12 protein-coding genes are annotated in these 14,823 nt (G+C 68.4%); 4 read left to right on the plus strand and 8 right to left on the minus strand.

The genetic code is table 11. The features are described 5' to 3' along the window. Positions 1 to 34 precede the first annotated feature (34 nt). Genes WJ12_RS25435 through WJ12_RS25450 form a run of 4 tightly spaced genes read right to left on the minus strand, consistent with a single transcriptional unit; the run spans position 35 to position 5,897 of the window. Positions 35 to 904: a prenyltransferase/squalene oxidase repeat-containing protein gene (locus WJ12_RS25435; RefSeq protein ID WP_069245921.1), complete on the minus strand. Its 870-nt coding sequence runs from the start codon at positions 902 to 904 to the stop codon at positions 35 to 37. Next, positions 901 to 1,896: a hypothetical protein gene (locus WJ12_RS25440; protein WP_124609796.1), complete on the minus strand. Its 996-nt coding sequence runs from the start codon at positions 1,894 to 1,896 to the stop codon at positions 901 to 903. The genes WJ12_RS25435 and WJ12_RS25440 overlap by 4 nt, the downstream gene beginning before the upstream one ends. Before the next feature lie 28 nt (positions 1,897 to 1,924). Then, complete coding sequence (locus WJ12_RS25445) at positions 1,925 to 3,580, minus strand: hypothetical protein (protein WP_034185849.1); 1,656 nt, start codon at positions 3,578 to 3,580, stop codon at positions 1,925 to 1,927. Between the two features lie 31 nt (positions 3,581 to 3,611). Next, positions 3,612 to 5,897, minus strand: a complete 2,286-nt coding sequence (locus WJ12_RS25450; protein ID WP_124609795.1) for a hypothetical protein — start codon at positions 5,895 to 5,897, stop codon at positions 3,612 to 3,614. 555 nt (positions 5,898 to 6,452) lie between these two features. Here WJ12_RS25450 and WJ12_RS25455 point away from each other — a divergent pair. Next, positions 6,453 to 6,665, plus strand: coding sequence for a hypothetical protein (locus tag WJ12_RS25455; RefSeq protein WP_034185851.1), 213 nt, complete (start codon positions 6,453 to 6,455; stop codon positions 6,663 to 6,665). Between the two features lie 69 nt (positions 6,666 to 6,734). Here WJ12_RS25455 and WJ12_RS25460 read toward each other — a convergent pair whose 3' ends face one another. The 3 genes from WJ12_RS25460 to WJ12_RS25470 all read right to left on the minus strand — a co-directional run bounded on the left by WJ12_RS25460 (position 6,735) and on the right by WJ12_RS25470 (position 9,971). After that, positions 6,735 to 7,160 carry an NUDIX hydrolase gene (locus tag WJ12_RS25460; RefSeq protein WP_034185852.1) on the minus strand — a complete coding sequence of 142 codons (426 nt, stop codon included), beginning with the start codon at positions 7,158 to 7,160 and terminating at the stop codon, positions 6,735 to 6,737. A gap of 298 nt (positions 7,161 to 7,458) precedes the next feature. Next, on the minus strand, positions 7,459 to 8,847 hold the full coding sequence (locus WJ12_RS25465) for a nucleobase:cation symporter-2 family protein (protein WP_049028406.1): 1,389 nt from the start codon (positions 8,845 to 8,847) through the stop codon (positions 7,459 to 7,461). 146 nt (positions 8,848 to 8,993) lie between these two features. Further along, entirely contained in the window at positions 8,994 to 9,971 is a 978-nt protein-coding gene (locus WJ12_RS25470; RefSeq protein WP_069245922.1) for a LysR substrate-binding domain-containing protein, read from the minus strand. Between the two features lie 133 nt (positions 9,972 to 10,104). Between WJ12_RS25470 and WJ12_RS25475 the strand changes: the two genes are divergently transcribed. From WJ12_RS25475 to WJ12_RS25485, 3 genes are all read left to right on the plus strand, one after another. Next, entirely contained in the window at positions 10,105 to 10,821 is a 717-nt protein-coding gene (locus WJ12_RS25475; protein ID WP_069245923.1) for an SDR family oxidoreductase, read from the plus strand. Between the two features lie 221 nt (positions 10,822 to 11,042). Beyond that, entirely contained in the window at positions 11,043 to 11,378 is a 336-nt protein-coding gene (locus tag WJ12_RS25480; protein ID WP_069245924.1) for a putative quinol monooxygenase, read from the plus strand. After that, positions 11,375 to 12,532, plus strand: a complete 1,158-nt coding sequence (locus WJ12_RS25485) for an iron-containing alcohol dehydrogenase (RefSeq protein ID WP_069245925.1) — start codon at positions 11,375 to 11,377, stop codon at positions 12,530 to 12,532. The genes WJ12_RS25480 and WJ12_RS25485 overlap by 4 nt, the downstream gene beginning before the upstream one ends. 25 nt (positions 12,533 to 12,557) lie before the next feature. Here WJ12_RS25485 and WJ12_RS25490 read toward each other — a convergent pair whose 3' ends face one another. Further along, complete coding sequence (locus WJ12_RS25490; RefSeq protein ID WP_059558297.1) at positions 12,558 to 14,738, minus strand: ornithine decarboxylase; 2,181 nt, start codon at positions 14,736 to 14,738, stop codon at positions 12,558 to 12,560. Between the last annotated feature and the right edge of the window lie 85 nt (positions 14,739 to 14,823).

Below are 14,823 nucleotides of genomic sequence, written 5' to 3' on the forward strand. Positions count from 1 at the left end.
GGGATCTCTCCAGTGAAAGGGTGGGCGGTGACGGCTAGGGCGTGTCGCGCGTGAGCGTGCGCGCCGTTTGCAACAGGGGCGCTGTCCAGCGCCAGCGCATGTCGGTAGACGAGCAGACCGTGGCCTGCGCGCCGGCGTGGGGGCCGAGCATCCCGGCCAGCTGCGCGGCCGCGCGCGCGAAACCGGTGACGCCGTGCCGGGCGCCCCGGCGCAGCGCATGCACGAGTTCCCACAGGTCGGGGTAAAAGGCGGTCAGCCGCGCGCGATGCGCGGGGTTCTCCGCGACGAACGCGATGGCGTCCAGCACGGTGTCGCGCGCCGCGCGGCAGGCGGCGTGGCCGGCGCCGCCCAGCGAGGTCAGCGCCGTCGCGACGTTCGCGTTCACGCATGCATCCACCGGATTGGGGGCCGCACGGCGGTCGAGCCAGGTCCGGCACGCCCCTTGCGCGATCCACGGATCGGCGGACTCCGGGCGGTAGTGCAGCCGCCACGGATGCAGCACACGCTCCAGCGCGTCGCAGGCCTCGGCCGCGGTGCGCCGTCCGAAGCGGGCAAGCAGCGTCAGCGCGAGCGCGGTATCGTCGGCATCCGCGGGCAGGTCGACGCCCAGCCAGGACGGCATCCGGCCGGGCGGATAGAAATGGAACGCGCCCGGGCAGGTGAGCGAGGCGCAGCTTTCGAGGAAGTCGAGGCCGCGGGCGATCGCGCGATCGGCCGTCCCGGCCGGCAGGCGCGCAAGCGCGTCGAGGACCAGGGTCGTGACGAAGGCGTTCTCGTCCGCGTAGCGCCGGTCGCCGACGGTCACGCGCGACGGGAACGCACCGCCGGGCGCCTGCGCCGAGAGGAGCGCATCGAGCGCGTGGACCGGGGCGCGGCTCGCGCGGGCGGGCAACGCGGCGCTCATGACGACGTCTCGGGATGGTCCGGCGTCAGTCCGATGGCCACGGTCGCCGGCTGGTCCGATGCCACGACGATGCCGAACATCCCGTGCCGGGTCACGAAGCCGCTCGCGCCGGCCAGCGGTTCGCTGAGCGCGCGATAGAAGTGCGTGTCCCATCCGCGGGCGGCGGCCACGCGCAGCACCGTTTCGCGGATGCGGCCGTCGCCGCCGAACAGGTCGTTGGCGACCGCATACAGCGTGAACGTCGACGCGCCGTCCGGGCCGGCACCGATGCTGACGCCGAAATCGGCCGCCGGCAGCGCGGCCTCGATCGCGCTGCAGCAGGCATCCTGCAGCAGGCCGAGCACTTCGTCTGCGCGGTGCTCGAGTCGTGCCGCCGCCATCAGCAGCGGCACATCCGCGCGGAACAGCCGGCGCGTGCGGAGGTAGAGCTCGGCGCGCCGGCCCGCCGGTTGCCAGCCGGCCATGACGGGCCACGCGCCGCGCCGGACGATGCCCGACAGGTCGCCGAGATGGCGGGTGCCCCAGGCCAGCGCGTGCTCGGCGCCGCGCCCGGGCACCTCCGCATAGAGCTTGAAGCGGGGCTTGCCGTCGCCGTGCCGGCCGCCGATCCATGCGCCGTAGGCGAGCGCCGCGTTGTCCTGGAACGACGCGATCGCCGCGAGGTCCGCGGGTTCGATCGACTCGTCCGACAGCGCGGCGATCGCGGCACCCGCGCGACTCAACCGGCGCGCGGGCGGCGTGTCGGGGCCGGCGGGCTCCACGGTATAGCGCAGTTCCGGGCGGCCGAACGCGATGGAGATTTCCACCGGAAAGCCGCTGCGTCCCAGTTTGCTGTCGTTCCAGGCGGCGGGTTCCGCCGGCGAACGGTCGCGCAGCAGGTGCCGCAGCGCGGCGTCCGGCGCGGGCGCCGCGGCCTGGCGTGCGGGCGTCCCGTGCGAGGACGCCAGCGCCAGCGCTCGCTGCACTGCCGGGTGGAGTTCGGCCATGGGCATGGTGGGCGTTCGTGCGTGAAGGCCGCGCTCAGGACAGCGTCGGCGGCAGCGACAGGCGCGGGTTGTCGCTGGACGTCGGTGCCTTGTGCTGTGGCGACGTGCCGTCGGCCGGATAGTAGGTCGCCGACCATCGGAACGACGGGCCGTAGGTTCCCGATGGCGGCAGGTAGGCCCACCACGCATCGGCGCTGTTGCGGTCGAACGAGATCGTCTGTTCGTTTTCACGTGCGGCATCGCTGCCGGTCCACAGGCTCGCTTCCACGCGCACGTAGCGCTCCCAGGAGACGGACTGCGCCGATACCTGGACCGTCGCGAGCGCGATCTCCGGCCCGGCGGGCGTCAGCTCGAATGGCGATCGGGTCAGCGCGATCGGCTTCGGCCTGCCGCCGCCGTCGGGCGTTGCCGTGCCCGCGAAGCTCAGCACGACCCGCTCCGGCTCGACCGCGGCGACGCGCGTTTCCCAGGTCGGCGCGCTCGGGGTGAGGTTGATCTGCGGCAGGCCGGTCTGGAGTTGCCAGCCGGAGCCCAGTTCGAGCGTCTGGACCGACGTGAGGCGCATCGCGCTGTAGAGCGGCGGCGTGGTCAGCATGCCGGGCGCAAAGACGCGCACCAGCCGCGTGCTGAGCGGATAGGGCACCTCGAAGCGGCCCTGCGGCACGGCCTCGCCCTCGAGGTTCGTCGATCCGCTGGACAGCACATAGGTCAGGCCGGCCACCAGCGGCCGCGCACGATCGTAGTCCTGGCCGGGGCGCAGCAGGACCGACCGTTGCGCGCGGGACAACTCGGCCGTCTTGGGTTGGTTGTCGTACTGCCAGGTCAGCGTCACTTTCTCGACCACGTCGAAGTCGATGGCGTCGCTGGCCAGCAGGATGCGGCCGAAATCGTCGAGCACGATCGACCGCGCGCCGTCGCTCGCGCGGGCCGGCGCTGTCCACGCAGGCGTGCCGTCGGTATAGGTGACCGTCCAGTCGTAGACGAACCATGCCTGTTCCGGCGGCGCGAACGGCAGCGAGAGCGTCACGCTCGGGTGCGTCTTGGCGAGTTCTGCAGTCCTGACCACGCCGTCGTAGCCGGTCACGCGCAACGCGACGGCGGCCACCGCGAATGCGTCGACGTCGGCGGCGGCGATCGAGAAGCGAACGTCGGCCGGCGGCGCGGGGATGATGGCGATGCCTTGCGTGGCCACGCCCGTGCCGGATCGCCGGGTGCCGTCCGTCATCGCGTAGTCGGCGGCCCATTCGACGATGCCCGGGCCGGGCAGCGCGAAGCACCACGCATACGGCCGCTCGCGGGTGAAGGTGTGGGACTGTCCCCCGACGGCGACCTGTACCGAGGACACGGCCGTCCAGTCGAGCGCGTCGAGCAGCGCCGTGACGGAGACGGGTTCGGCGGCGCCGCCGATCGTGGCCTCGGTGCCGACGAAGGGGACCGGAGCGCGCGCGACCTGTTCGCCGGCCTCGTAATCGAGCACCGAGGCGTAGAACGCCTGTCCCGTGTCGGCCGCGGCCACGTCGATCTGCCACGTGCGCCGCGGCGTGTCGGTGTCGAGGACGAGCGTCGCTTGCTGGTAAGCGTTGCGTACCGGATCCTTGAACTCGAGCAGCAGCGTCGCCCGCCGGGGGGCGGGAGGCGATGCGGGGCCGGATTCGGTCGCCAGCTTGACGGTGTAGGTGAGCGTTGTCATGGTCGCGCGCTTGGGTCGGTCGGGAGGGCGGTCAGACCAGGTCGGTCTCGTCGGCCTTGTCGGTCTCGTCGAGGTCGCGGGTCAGGACGTCGCTTGCCGGCAGCCGTACCGAATAGACCGGCTTCGTCCCGCCCTTGGTATCGTGGGGCAGCACCAGCGTGTTGTTGTCGTAACTGCCCTGCGGCCCTTCGACGCCGCGGTTGGTCCCGGCTTCGAAGTAGGTCGTCGCGTACTGGAATTCCGTCGACGCATCGACTTCGCGCGCGAACGTGTAGTAGTAGGGCGACGGGAGGATCGTGGTGCCGTTCGACAGCGTCGTGGGCTTGAAGATGCAGGAGTCGATGTCGGTCTTGCCCGACCCCGACGCGCGGTACATCTGGACTTCGACCTGGATGTACGTCTTCCAGTCGACCAGCGACGGATCGAACGTCACCGTGAAGGGCAACTGGACCGGGAACACGTCCAGTGCGAACGACGGCGTGTTGCCGTAGCGCACCTTGCGGACCGCGACGGATTTGCGCGTGTTGTTCTTGTCGCGGTAATAGACCGTGCCGTCGACCTGGACGGTCGAGGTGCTGCGCTTGACGGCCTGGTATTCCCACGTGCCGGTGTAGTAGTCCTCGATCCCCAGTTCGTGGAACTTGTGCGTCTGGCGATCCGGGCTGTCCGGCTGGTCGGTGTAGCCGGTCGTCAGCGAGACGCCGGTGATCGCCGGCAGCGCGATACTGCCCCCCGGAATCGTGTCGTTCATGACGGTGACCGTGAAGTCGGCGGGGGCGATCATGCTGTAGACGGTCAGGGTCTGGCTGTTCACCACCGGGTACACCGACTGCGGCTGGTTGACGATGATGTCGCCGTTCGTCAGCACGTAGGTGACCGCATAGCTGTAGTTCGCGCCGCTCGGCTGATAGCTGTGGCTGCGGAACTGCACGGCCTGGGCGTTCTTGGTGACCTTGCGCTGATCGACGAACAGCTTGGAGCCGGCGGTCGGCAGGTACGTGAAGTCGATCAGCACGAAGTCGACGTTGTTGCCCGGTTTTTCCGATGCGAATGCGATGTTCGAGCAGATGAACTCGGCTTGCTGGTAGCCGAGGTCGGTGTTGGAAATCTGGAGCTGGTCGCTGCTGCTCTTGAATGGCGGCGACGTGAAGGCATCGCCGTCTTCGGGCTCGACCTGGTACCAGTACGTGTATTCCGATACGAATTGCTTGTTCGCGCCGAAGAAACCGTTGGATTCGTAATGCCAGGTATTGGCCGTGTCGGCGGTGAATGCGTTGGATTCCGGCTGGCCCTTGCCCGGATAGTCGATCGTCACGGTGACCTTCCTGATGCCCGCGTTCTTCAGGTCGGCCGACATCGTCACGGACACATCCAGCGTGCGGTTGTCGACCGTCTTGTCCAGCCGGCTCCAGACCGTCTTGTCGAAGGTCGGCAGGAAGCCCTGCGGCATGATCGTCCAGTCGATGACCTCGTTTTCCTGGTAGACGCGCTGGAACGAGCCGATCGAGTTGATGCTGAAATCGTCGGCCGCGCTCGCGCCGAGGCGGCGCGCGACATCGTCGGCGGCGGCCTGGACCAGCCCCTCGAGCGTCGTGAACGCCCAGTCGTGGACGCGTTGCCGGAACTCGTCCGACGGCTGGACCGACCACGCCAGGTCGACCTTGCCGGAATCGGACTTCTGCATGTATTCGCGGATCGTGGTGCGCCGTCCGGTCTCGCTGCCCCAGACGTTGCGGTCGATGTGGACGGTCTTCTGGTAGCTGGCGGCGATCGCGCAGTCGTAGGTCACGGTGGCCTTGACGGCCGGCAGCTGGCTCAGCGTCGTGGCGACATACTGGATCGACCAGGTCGACAGGCCGACGCCCGAGTCGAAGATGTCGCGAATCGCCTTGACGTCGGCGGCGGTCTTCAGGTCGATGATGAACGTCGCCGCGTTGCTGCCGAAATTGGACGGCGTGACGTTGAGCTGCGTATCGGGCGCCGTGGACGGAAGCGTCAGCGTCAGGAACGCCTGGGCGTCGTTCCACACGAACTGGCCGAATTCGATGCCCTGGCCCAGGACGTTCTTCACGGCCTGGTAGGCCTCCGGGTCGATCACGAGTTCGGCCGTAAACGTCACCGTGCCGGCCGAGCCGCTGTTCGTCCTGAACTCGGTCAGCGCGAACGCCGGAAGGGTGATGCCGTCGACGGTCTGGGTGGCGAGCTGGGGTTTCGGCACGATGTACCAGAGATTCGTGTTCGCGAAATCGCGATAGACGGTGACGCTCTTCCTGTCGTTGTCGTACTTGATGACTCGGGAGTCCTGAATATTGATCATTTCCATCTCCAGTTGAGAACGTGTGGTGTGTCATGCGAGTCCGGCGGAAATTCGCGCGCGGTGCGGCCCGAATCCCCGCCCCCGGACCGAGGGCCGGGTCGAGGTGCGGGGTTTCCGAACCGCGTTACGCCGGACATGTGCCGGTTCGAGGTCAAACGCTCACGGACCCTTCGGGCGGGCTTCCCGTATCGATGCGCCGAAGGTACAGGTGGAAATTAGGCAGTCTGGTGCGACGGTGCAATTACAGGCAATTACACCCGGCGCGATGGCGTGAGACCGATCGGTGCCGGGCTAGGAACGTGGGCCGCGGGCGGCCGCCTGGTTGGCGCCGGGAACGAACCGGAAGGGGCGCGCCGGGTGGCGCGCGGATCGTTTGTCGGCCCCCGGGCCGAACGGGGCACGATTTTCCCGGTCAAGCGGTCGCGACCGGTAAAACTTGATCGGTAAATGTCCGGACGCGCAGTGAATTATTTTCCGGCTATAGTGAAACCACTGAGGGTAGACGCGGCGCCTTTTGCCGATGCCGTTCAGGTCACGACTGTAGACGGGTGCTGTATGAAAAATAAAACCGACAAGATCACCGGACCGATCTGGGGCGTAGCAGCAGGATTGCTTCTTGCTGGGGCAGGATTGAGTCTGGGCATTCTCCCGGCGTCGCTGCGCGGCGCGGGAAGCGCAAACGACTTCATGGCGTCCGGCATCGCGATGCTCGGCATCTTTCTCGTCGTTTATTCCACGCACGAATTGCGAAGACAGCGCACGCACTGAGCGTTCGCGCGCCGCCGATCGACGAACGACGACCCGAGCGGGGCGGCTGCACGCTCGCGCGCGGTGCGCTTACGCCTTGCGGATTTCGTGGTTGTAGACGAGTTCGACGATTCGCTTCGTCGGAATACTGGCGCGCAGCCCGTCGACACCGTCGATCGGAAACCACTTGCATTTCTCGATCTCGTTGCTCGCTTGCGGCGTCTGGTCCGGGCCGACTTCCGCGAAGAACACGTGATGGATCTTCGCGAGCCCGGTGAACTGCATCGAATACGTCAGGTCCTGGCCGGTCATGCCGGTTTCTTCGCACAGCTCGCGATGCGCGGCCTCGAGCGGCGTTTCCCCGCGTTTGATGGTGCCGCCGGGCAAGGCCCAGCGCGACGCCGTGCGCGCGACGAGCAGCACGCGCGCGTCGCGGTAGCAGACGATGGTCGCGCGTTCCTTGACCTGGACGGTCGTTGCCGCGGGGGCGTTGTTGGGGGCGGGGACTTGGGGCATAGCGTGATTCTAACCAGCACGAATCGATCGACCAAGGTGGCCTGACCGGGTTTGACTTTTGATTGTCCTGGCCGGCGCGCCCAGGCGCCGTCGGGGCCATGCCGCGCCGGCTACCCGGCTGCGGCTCAAGCATCGGGTGCCGCGCGTGCTGCAACCGGCCAGGCCGCAAGTCATCCTGACCGGTTCCACGTCAGCGCTTCGGCAGAGCGGGCGGCCGGACGTCGCGTTCGGCGCGTCGAGGTTCGCGCGCAGCGGCGCCGCCTGTCGGGCACGCCGCGTCGCCCTGCGGCGCGTCCGGTCATTTCTTTTCCGGCAGGAACCAGTTCATCACGAGCGCGCAGATGCCGCCCGTCGCCACACCCGATTCCAGCACGTTCTTCAGCGCGTGCGGCAGGCTGTTGAGGATGTCCGGCACCTGCGACACGCCGAGGCCGAGCGCCAGCGACACCGCGATGATCAGCAGCGCGCGACGATCGAGCTGGACACCCGCGAGGATGTTGATGCCCGAGGCGGCCACCGCGCCGAACATCACCATCGCCGCGCCGCCGAGCACGGGCTCCGGCACGGCCTGCAGCACGCCGGCGACGACCGGGAACAGGCCGAGCACCACGAGCATCCCCGCGATCCAGATGCCGACGTGGCGGCTCGCGACGCCGGTGATCTGGATCACGCCGTTGTTCTGCGCGAACACCGAGCTCGGGAACGTGTTGAACACGCCGGCCAGCAGCGAGTTCGCGCCGTTGACGAGCACGCCGCCCTTGATGCGCTGCATCCACACCGGGCCTTCGACCGGCTCGTTCGAGATCTTGCTGGTGGCCGTGACGTCGCCGATCGCCTCGAGCGACGTGACGAGATAGATGATCAGCATCGGCACGAACAGCGACCACGAGAAGCCGATGCCGAAGTGCAGCGGCGTCGGCACCTGGAACAGCGCGGCCTGGTGCATGCCCGTGAAGTCGAGGCGGCCGAGGAATGCGGCCGCGAGGTAGCCGATCACGAGCGCGATGACGAGCGCGGTACTGCGTACCCAGACGACCGGCACGCGGTTCAGCAGGATGATCGTGCCGAGCACGAGCCCCGACAGCGTCAGGTTCTCCGCGCTCGCGAACGTGCCCTTGGCCATCGCGCCGTAGCCGCCGCCCATGCTGATGAGGCCGACCTTGATCAGCGTGAGGCCGATCAGCAGCACGACGATGCCGGTGACGAGCGGCGTGATCAGGCGCTTCACGAACGGCAGGATGCGCGACACGCCCATCTCGACGAACGAACCGGCGATCACGACGCCGAAGATCGCGGCCATCACGGTCTCGACCGGCGTGCCTTGCTTGACCATCAGGCTGCCGCCCGCGATCAGCGGGCCGACGAAGTTGAAGCTGGTGCCCTGGACGATCAGCAGGCCGGCGCCCAGCGGGCCGAAGCGCTTGCACTGGACGAAGGTGGCGATGCCGGAAATCACCAGCGACATCGACACGATCAGGGTCGTATCGCGGCTGGGCACGCCGAGCGCCTGGCAGATCAGCAGGCCGGGCGTGACGATCGGCACGATGATCGCCAGCAGGTGTTGTAGCGCGGCGACGAACGCGACCATCGGCGCCGGCCGGTCGTTCGGGCCGTAGACGAGGTCGCGGGCCGCATCGGCGGCGTCGGCGCCGTGGGCGACGGGTTGGGCGGAGGAGGCGGGTTGCATGGCGAGCGGGCCGGACAAGGTGGAAAGTGCGGCATTTTAGCCGAAGGCTCCGCCCGCGCCGCCGGCGCGCGCTGCGCTGGTGGCGATTCGGCGGAGCGAGGAAAGGGGCTGGATCGGCGCCGGGCGGTCAGCGGGTTGGCCGCGCGTCAGCCGGCCTTGCGGGTGCCGGCGCCGCGCGCCGTCGCGCGCGGCGCCCGGGAATCCGGATACGCACGCTGGCAGACCGCAATGACCGCGTCGCGCAGACGGCGCTGCACCGGGTCGCCGTGCATGCGCGGATGCCACAGCGCGGACACGAGGATGGCCGGCAGGCGAACCGGGATCTCGAAGCTGCGCAGCCCGAGGGCATCCGTGAGCCCCGGCGAGAAGGCGTTGCCGAGACACGAGCGCGGCACGAGCGCGATCAGGTCGGTGCTGGCCGCGACGCGCATCGCGTCGGGGTAGCCGGGCACCACGACGTGCACGGGCGGGCCCGAGCCGGTTCGATCGGCCGAATCGCCGGCCGGCCCGCTGAAATCGCCGAGCTGGGCCGAGATGACGTGACGGCAGGCCGCGTAGCGCGCCGGCGTGATCCGGGCCAACGCGAACAGCGGGTGCCCGGCGCGCGCCACCGCGACGTGCCAGTCGTGAAAGAGCATGCGCGTGTGCAGTTCGGGCGCATCGTCGCCGCGCTTGCCGATTTCCAGGTCGACCGTGCCGTCGCGCAGCGCCTGCGGATCGCGGTCCGGCTTCGCTACGAAGCGGATACGCACGTGCGGGGCGATTTCGCCGAGCGCGGCGACCACCGGGCCGGACAGCATTTCCATGAACGACGCGGCCGCCCGAATGGTGAACGTCGCCGCGAGCGTCGCCATGTCGACGTCGGCCGTGGCCGGCCGCAGCACGGCGCGTGCGTCGCTCGCGAGCGCATGCACGCGATCGCGCAACGCGGCCGCGTGCGGCGTCGGCACGAGCCTGCGCCCGGCGCGGACGAGCAACGGGTCGCCGGTGGCCAGCCGCAGCCGCGTGAGCGTGCGGCTCATCGCGGACGTGCTCAGGCCAAGGCGGCGCGCGGCGCCGGTCACGCTGCTTTCCGACAGCAGCGCGTCGAGGGCGGTGACGAGGTTCAGGTCGATGTCTTCCATCCGGACAGGATACGCTCGTTGCGCGGCTGACATGGCGTTGGATGCAACGATGGATTGCATCCGGTGCGTCTGGCGCCTGTCGTGACGTCTGCCTATAGTGGGCGCATGACGCAACCCCGCAAAGGCGGACACCATGCAATCGACCGAATCGAATCGAAACATCCCCGCGATCCTGCTCGTCGCGGCCTCGCGCGGCCTTGGGCTGGCGATGGCGGAAGCATTCCTGGACAAGGGCTGGAACGTGACGGGCACCGTGCGCGCGGGATTGGGACGCACGAAGCTGCACGACCTCGCGGGCCGGTACGACGGCCGGCTCGACATCGAGACGCTCGACATCTGCGAGCCCGCGCAACTGGCCGCGCTGCGCGAGCGCCTGTCGGGCCGGCGCTTCGACATGCTGTTCGTGAATGCCGGGACGACCAACGACCCGAGTGAAACGATCGGTGAAGTGACGACCGACGATTTCGTGCGCGTGATGATCACGAATGCGCTGGCGCCGATGCGTACGATCGAGACATTTCAGGATCTCGTGACCGACGACGGCCTGATCGGCGCGATGTCGTCGGGGCAGGGCAGCGTCGCGAACAACGTCAGCGGGATGCGAGAGGTGTATCGCGGCAGCAAGGCGGCGCTGAACCAGTTCATGCGCAGCTTCGCGGCGCGCCAGGCCGATACGCGGCGTGCGCTGGCGCTGATGGCGCCCGGATGGGTGCGCACCGAGCTCGGTGGGCCCGAGGCGCGCCTGACCATCGACGAGAGCGTACCGAGCCTCGTCGACGTGCTGCTGGCGAAGCGGGCGCGGCCGGGGCTCGAATACCTCGACTATCTGGGGCGCACGGTGCCGTGGTAGCCGCCGTGGCGTCGGCGGGCGGAAAGGGCGGCCGGTTGCGATCCGGCTTGCGTTGAAAGCGTCGCGGAACCCGACGGTTTCAGCGCCCGGTCGCGGTACTGCGAACGCATGGCCGATTGAATACAATGCGACGACGAGCCAGTGATACGGTGCCGCGTCTTCGCGTTCGACGCATTGCGCGCGTCCCGTCACGGCAGGTTTCCGCAAACACGGAGCGCAGCATGAGCCAACCCTACCTGCAGGTCATCGCGCACTTCTTCGCGTCTCCCGGCAATGGCGGCCGCGTGGTCGAACTGCTCGCGGAACTCGCGCCGGCGACGCGCGCCGAGCCGAAGAATCTCGACTACGAATATTTCCGGTCGCCGGAGAATCCCGACCACATCGTGATCCTCGAGCGCTACCGCGAGGCGGACGGCCTCGACGTACATCGGGAAACGCCGCATTTTCAGCGGATCGGGATCGGTGCGATCTTTCCGTTGCTCGATCGCCGCGAAGTGTCGCGCTTCATGGTGCAGCCGGATACCGGCACGGCGACGCCACCGGGAGGCACCCGATGAACCCGTTTCAATTCCGTACCGTTCCGACGCAGATCGTCGAATTCGGCGCCGCGCGCCGGCTCGGCGCGCTGTTGCGCGAACGCTTTCCGGCGCTCGCGCGGCTGTGCGTCGTCACCGATGCGTTCCTGCATCGCAGCGGCGTGCTCGCGCCCGCGCTGGAGAGCCTCGCCGCGCACGGCTGGCTGGTGACCGTGATCGACGACGTGATCGCCGATCCGCCCGAGCACGTGGTGCTCGAAGCGACCGAGCGCGCCATCGAGGCGGATGCCGAGATCGTGCTCGGCCTGGGCGGCGGGTCGTCGATGGACGTCGCGAAGCTGATCGCGGTGCTCGCGCCGCGGCAGCAGGCGCTGGCCGACATGTACGGCGTCGACAAGGTCGCGAGCGCGCGGCTGCCGCTCGTGCAGATGCCGACGACGGCCGGCACCGGCTCCGAGGTCACGGCCGTGTCGATCGTGACGGTCGGCGAGGCGCGCAAGATGGGTGTCGTGTCGCCGCACCTGTTCGCGGACGTCGCGATCCTCGACGCGGAACTCACGCTCGGCCTGCCGCGTGCGGCCACCGCCGCGACCGGCATCGACGCGATGGTGCATGCGATCGAGGCGTATACGTCCGCGCGGCTGAAGAATCCGGTGTCCGACATGCTGGCGACGCACGCGCTCACGCTGCTGTCGCGCAACCTGCTCGCGGCATGCGACGACGGCCGCAACCGGCACGCGCGCGAGGCGATGCTGGTCGGTGCGATGTTCGCGGGGCAGGCATTCGCGAACGCGCCGGTCGCGGCCGTGCATGCGCTGGCCTATCCGGTCGGCGGCATTTTCCACGTGCCGCACGGGCTGTCGAATGCGCTGGTGTTGCCGCATGTGCTGCGCTTCAATGCGCCAGCCGCCGCGCCGCTGTACGCGGAACTCGCGGCGATCGTCGCGCCGTCGGCGACCGGCAGCGACGAAGCGCGAACGCATGCGCTGATCGCCGAGATCGACCGGCTGATCGTCGCGACGGGCATTCCGCGCACGCTGCGCGAAGTCGGCATCGGCGAGCGCGACCTGCCGCGCATGGCGTCGGATGCGATGCTGCAGACGCGCCTGCTCGTGAACAATCCGCGCGAGGTGACGGAGACCGACGCGCTGGAGATCTACCGGCAGGCGTGGTGACGCAGCGTGCGGTCGCCCGGCAGGTTCAGGCGCGCGACGCGTCGGCGCCGGCCGCCACCACGTACGCCGACGCCTGCTTCGTGCCGTCCGGCCGCGTCTGCAGGTACACGCCCTGGATCTCCGGCTCGAAGCCCGGCAGCGCGTTGATCCCGGCTTCGAGCGCCCGGAAGTAGTCGAGTGCCGGGCCGCCCCAGGCTTCGCCGGGCACCACGCAGAAGATGCCGGGCGGATAGGGCAGCGCGCCTTCGGTCGCGATCCGGCCTTCGATGCGATCGAGCGTGACGAGCTCGACGTTGTTGCGGATCAGCTCGGCGTTCGCGGCCTGCGGCTGCATCATCTGCTTCGGGAACTGCGCGCGCCGGAACATCTGCTTCTGCAGGTGCTTCATGTCGTGGCTGCGGTAGAAGTCGTGCATGCGCTGGCACAGCTGCCGCAGGCGCATGGTGCCGTACAGCTCCGGATAGGCTTCGCACAGCGACGGAATCGCTTCGCGCAGCGGCGTGTCCTGGTCGAGATGGCGTTCGAACTGCGCGAGGTGCGCGACCAGATGCTGCAGCTTGCCGAAACTTTCCGACGGCGTGAGCAGGAACAGGATCGTGTACAGGTCGGCTTTCTCGGGCACGACGCCGTGCTCGCGCAGGTAGCGCGCGAGGATCGGCGCCGGTGCACCGAACGGCGCGTACTCGTGCGTGTCGCGATCGATGCCGGGCGTCGTCAGCAGCAGCTTGCATGGATCGACGAAGTACTGGTCGTCCGCATAACCTTCGAAGCCGTGCCACGTGTCGGACGGGTGGAAGCGGAAGAAGCGCAGGTCGTCGACGATCTGCTCGGTCGGGTAGTCGGCCCACGGGCGGCCGTCGATCTGTTGCGGAACGAACGGACGGATCTGGCGGCAGGTCTTCATCAGCAGCTTGCGCGTATCGACACCGTGTGCGACGCAGTCGCGCCACAGACGCTTGCCGGCCGGGCCCGCGTGCATCTGCGCGTTGACGTCGAGCGCCGCGAACATCGGGTAGAACGGGCTCGTCGACGCGTGGATCATGTACGCGTTGTTGAAGCGGCGGTGATCGCAGAAGCGCTTCTGGCCCTCGATGTGGCTGTCCTTCTTGTGGATCTGCGACGTTTGCGAGAAGCCGGCCTGCTGCTTGTGCACCGACTGCGTGACGAAGATGCCGGGATCGTCGGGGCCGAGCGTCAGCATCAGCGGCGAGCAGTCCTGCATCATCGGGATGAACTGCTCGTAGCCGACCCACGCCGAATCGAACAGGATGTAGTCGCACAGATGGCCGATCCGGTCGACGATCTCGCGGGCGTTGTAGATCGTGCCGTCGTAGGTGCCGAGCTGGATCACCGCCAGCCGGAACGGGCGCGGCAGGTCCGCGCGCTCGGGCGCGACGTCGCGGATCGCGTCGCGAATGCGCGCTTCGTCGAGCGCCGCGCTGTCGACGCCGCCGATGAGGCCCCACGCGTTGCGCGCGGTTTCGAGGTACACCGGCCGCGCGCCGGACAGCACCAGCGCGCCGAGGTGCACCGACTTGTGATTGTTGCGGTCGAACAGCACGAGATCGTCCGGCGCGAGCAACGCGCTCGTGACGACCTTGTTCGACGTCGACGTGCCGTTCAGCACGAACCAGGTCTTGTCCGCGTTGTAGATCCGCGCGGCATTGCGCTGTGCTTCCAGCGCCGGGCCTTCGTGGATCAGCAGGTCGCCGAGCCGGACGTCCGCGTTGCAGAGGTCCGAGCGAAAGATCGTTTCGCCGAAGAAGTCGAAGAACATCCGGCCGAGCGGATGACTGGAGAAGAACTGGCCGCCCTGGTGGCCCGGGCAGTCGAACTCCACGTAGCCGCGCTGCACGTATTCGCGCATGACCTTGAAGAACGGCGGCAGCAGGTTCTCGCTGTAGATGTCGGCGGCGGCGGAAATCTGCCGGCCGTAGTAGTGGCGGCCGCCGTGCCGGAGCTGGATCACGCCGCTCGCGCGCGGCAGCACCGCCGGCGGCACTTCCTGGTCGGGCTCGACCGCGACGAAGAACGGAATCGCGAAACCGGTTCTTTCGACGGTATTCAGCACCTTTTGTGCCGAATCAATTCCGACGACGACTGCCGCGATATTCGTGAAATCGGTCTGGAATACGTCGACCTGTTCGTGCGTGGTGAGGAAGGCGCCAATCAGCGCCGGCTCGACTGCGATTTTCAACAGGCTCACGCAAACTCTCCCGTAAATGTGCGGAAGCGGGAGCCGTATTCGCACCGGCACGTCGCTCTGATCCGACATGCGCCGCAGCCGATTG

This window comes from Burkholderia seminalis, from assembly GCF_001718535.1.
Taxonomy (GTDB): domain Bacteria; phylum Pseudomonadota; class Gammaproteobacteria; order Burkholderiales; family Burkholderiaceae; genus Burkholderia; species Burkholderia seminalis.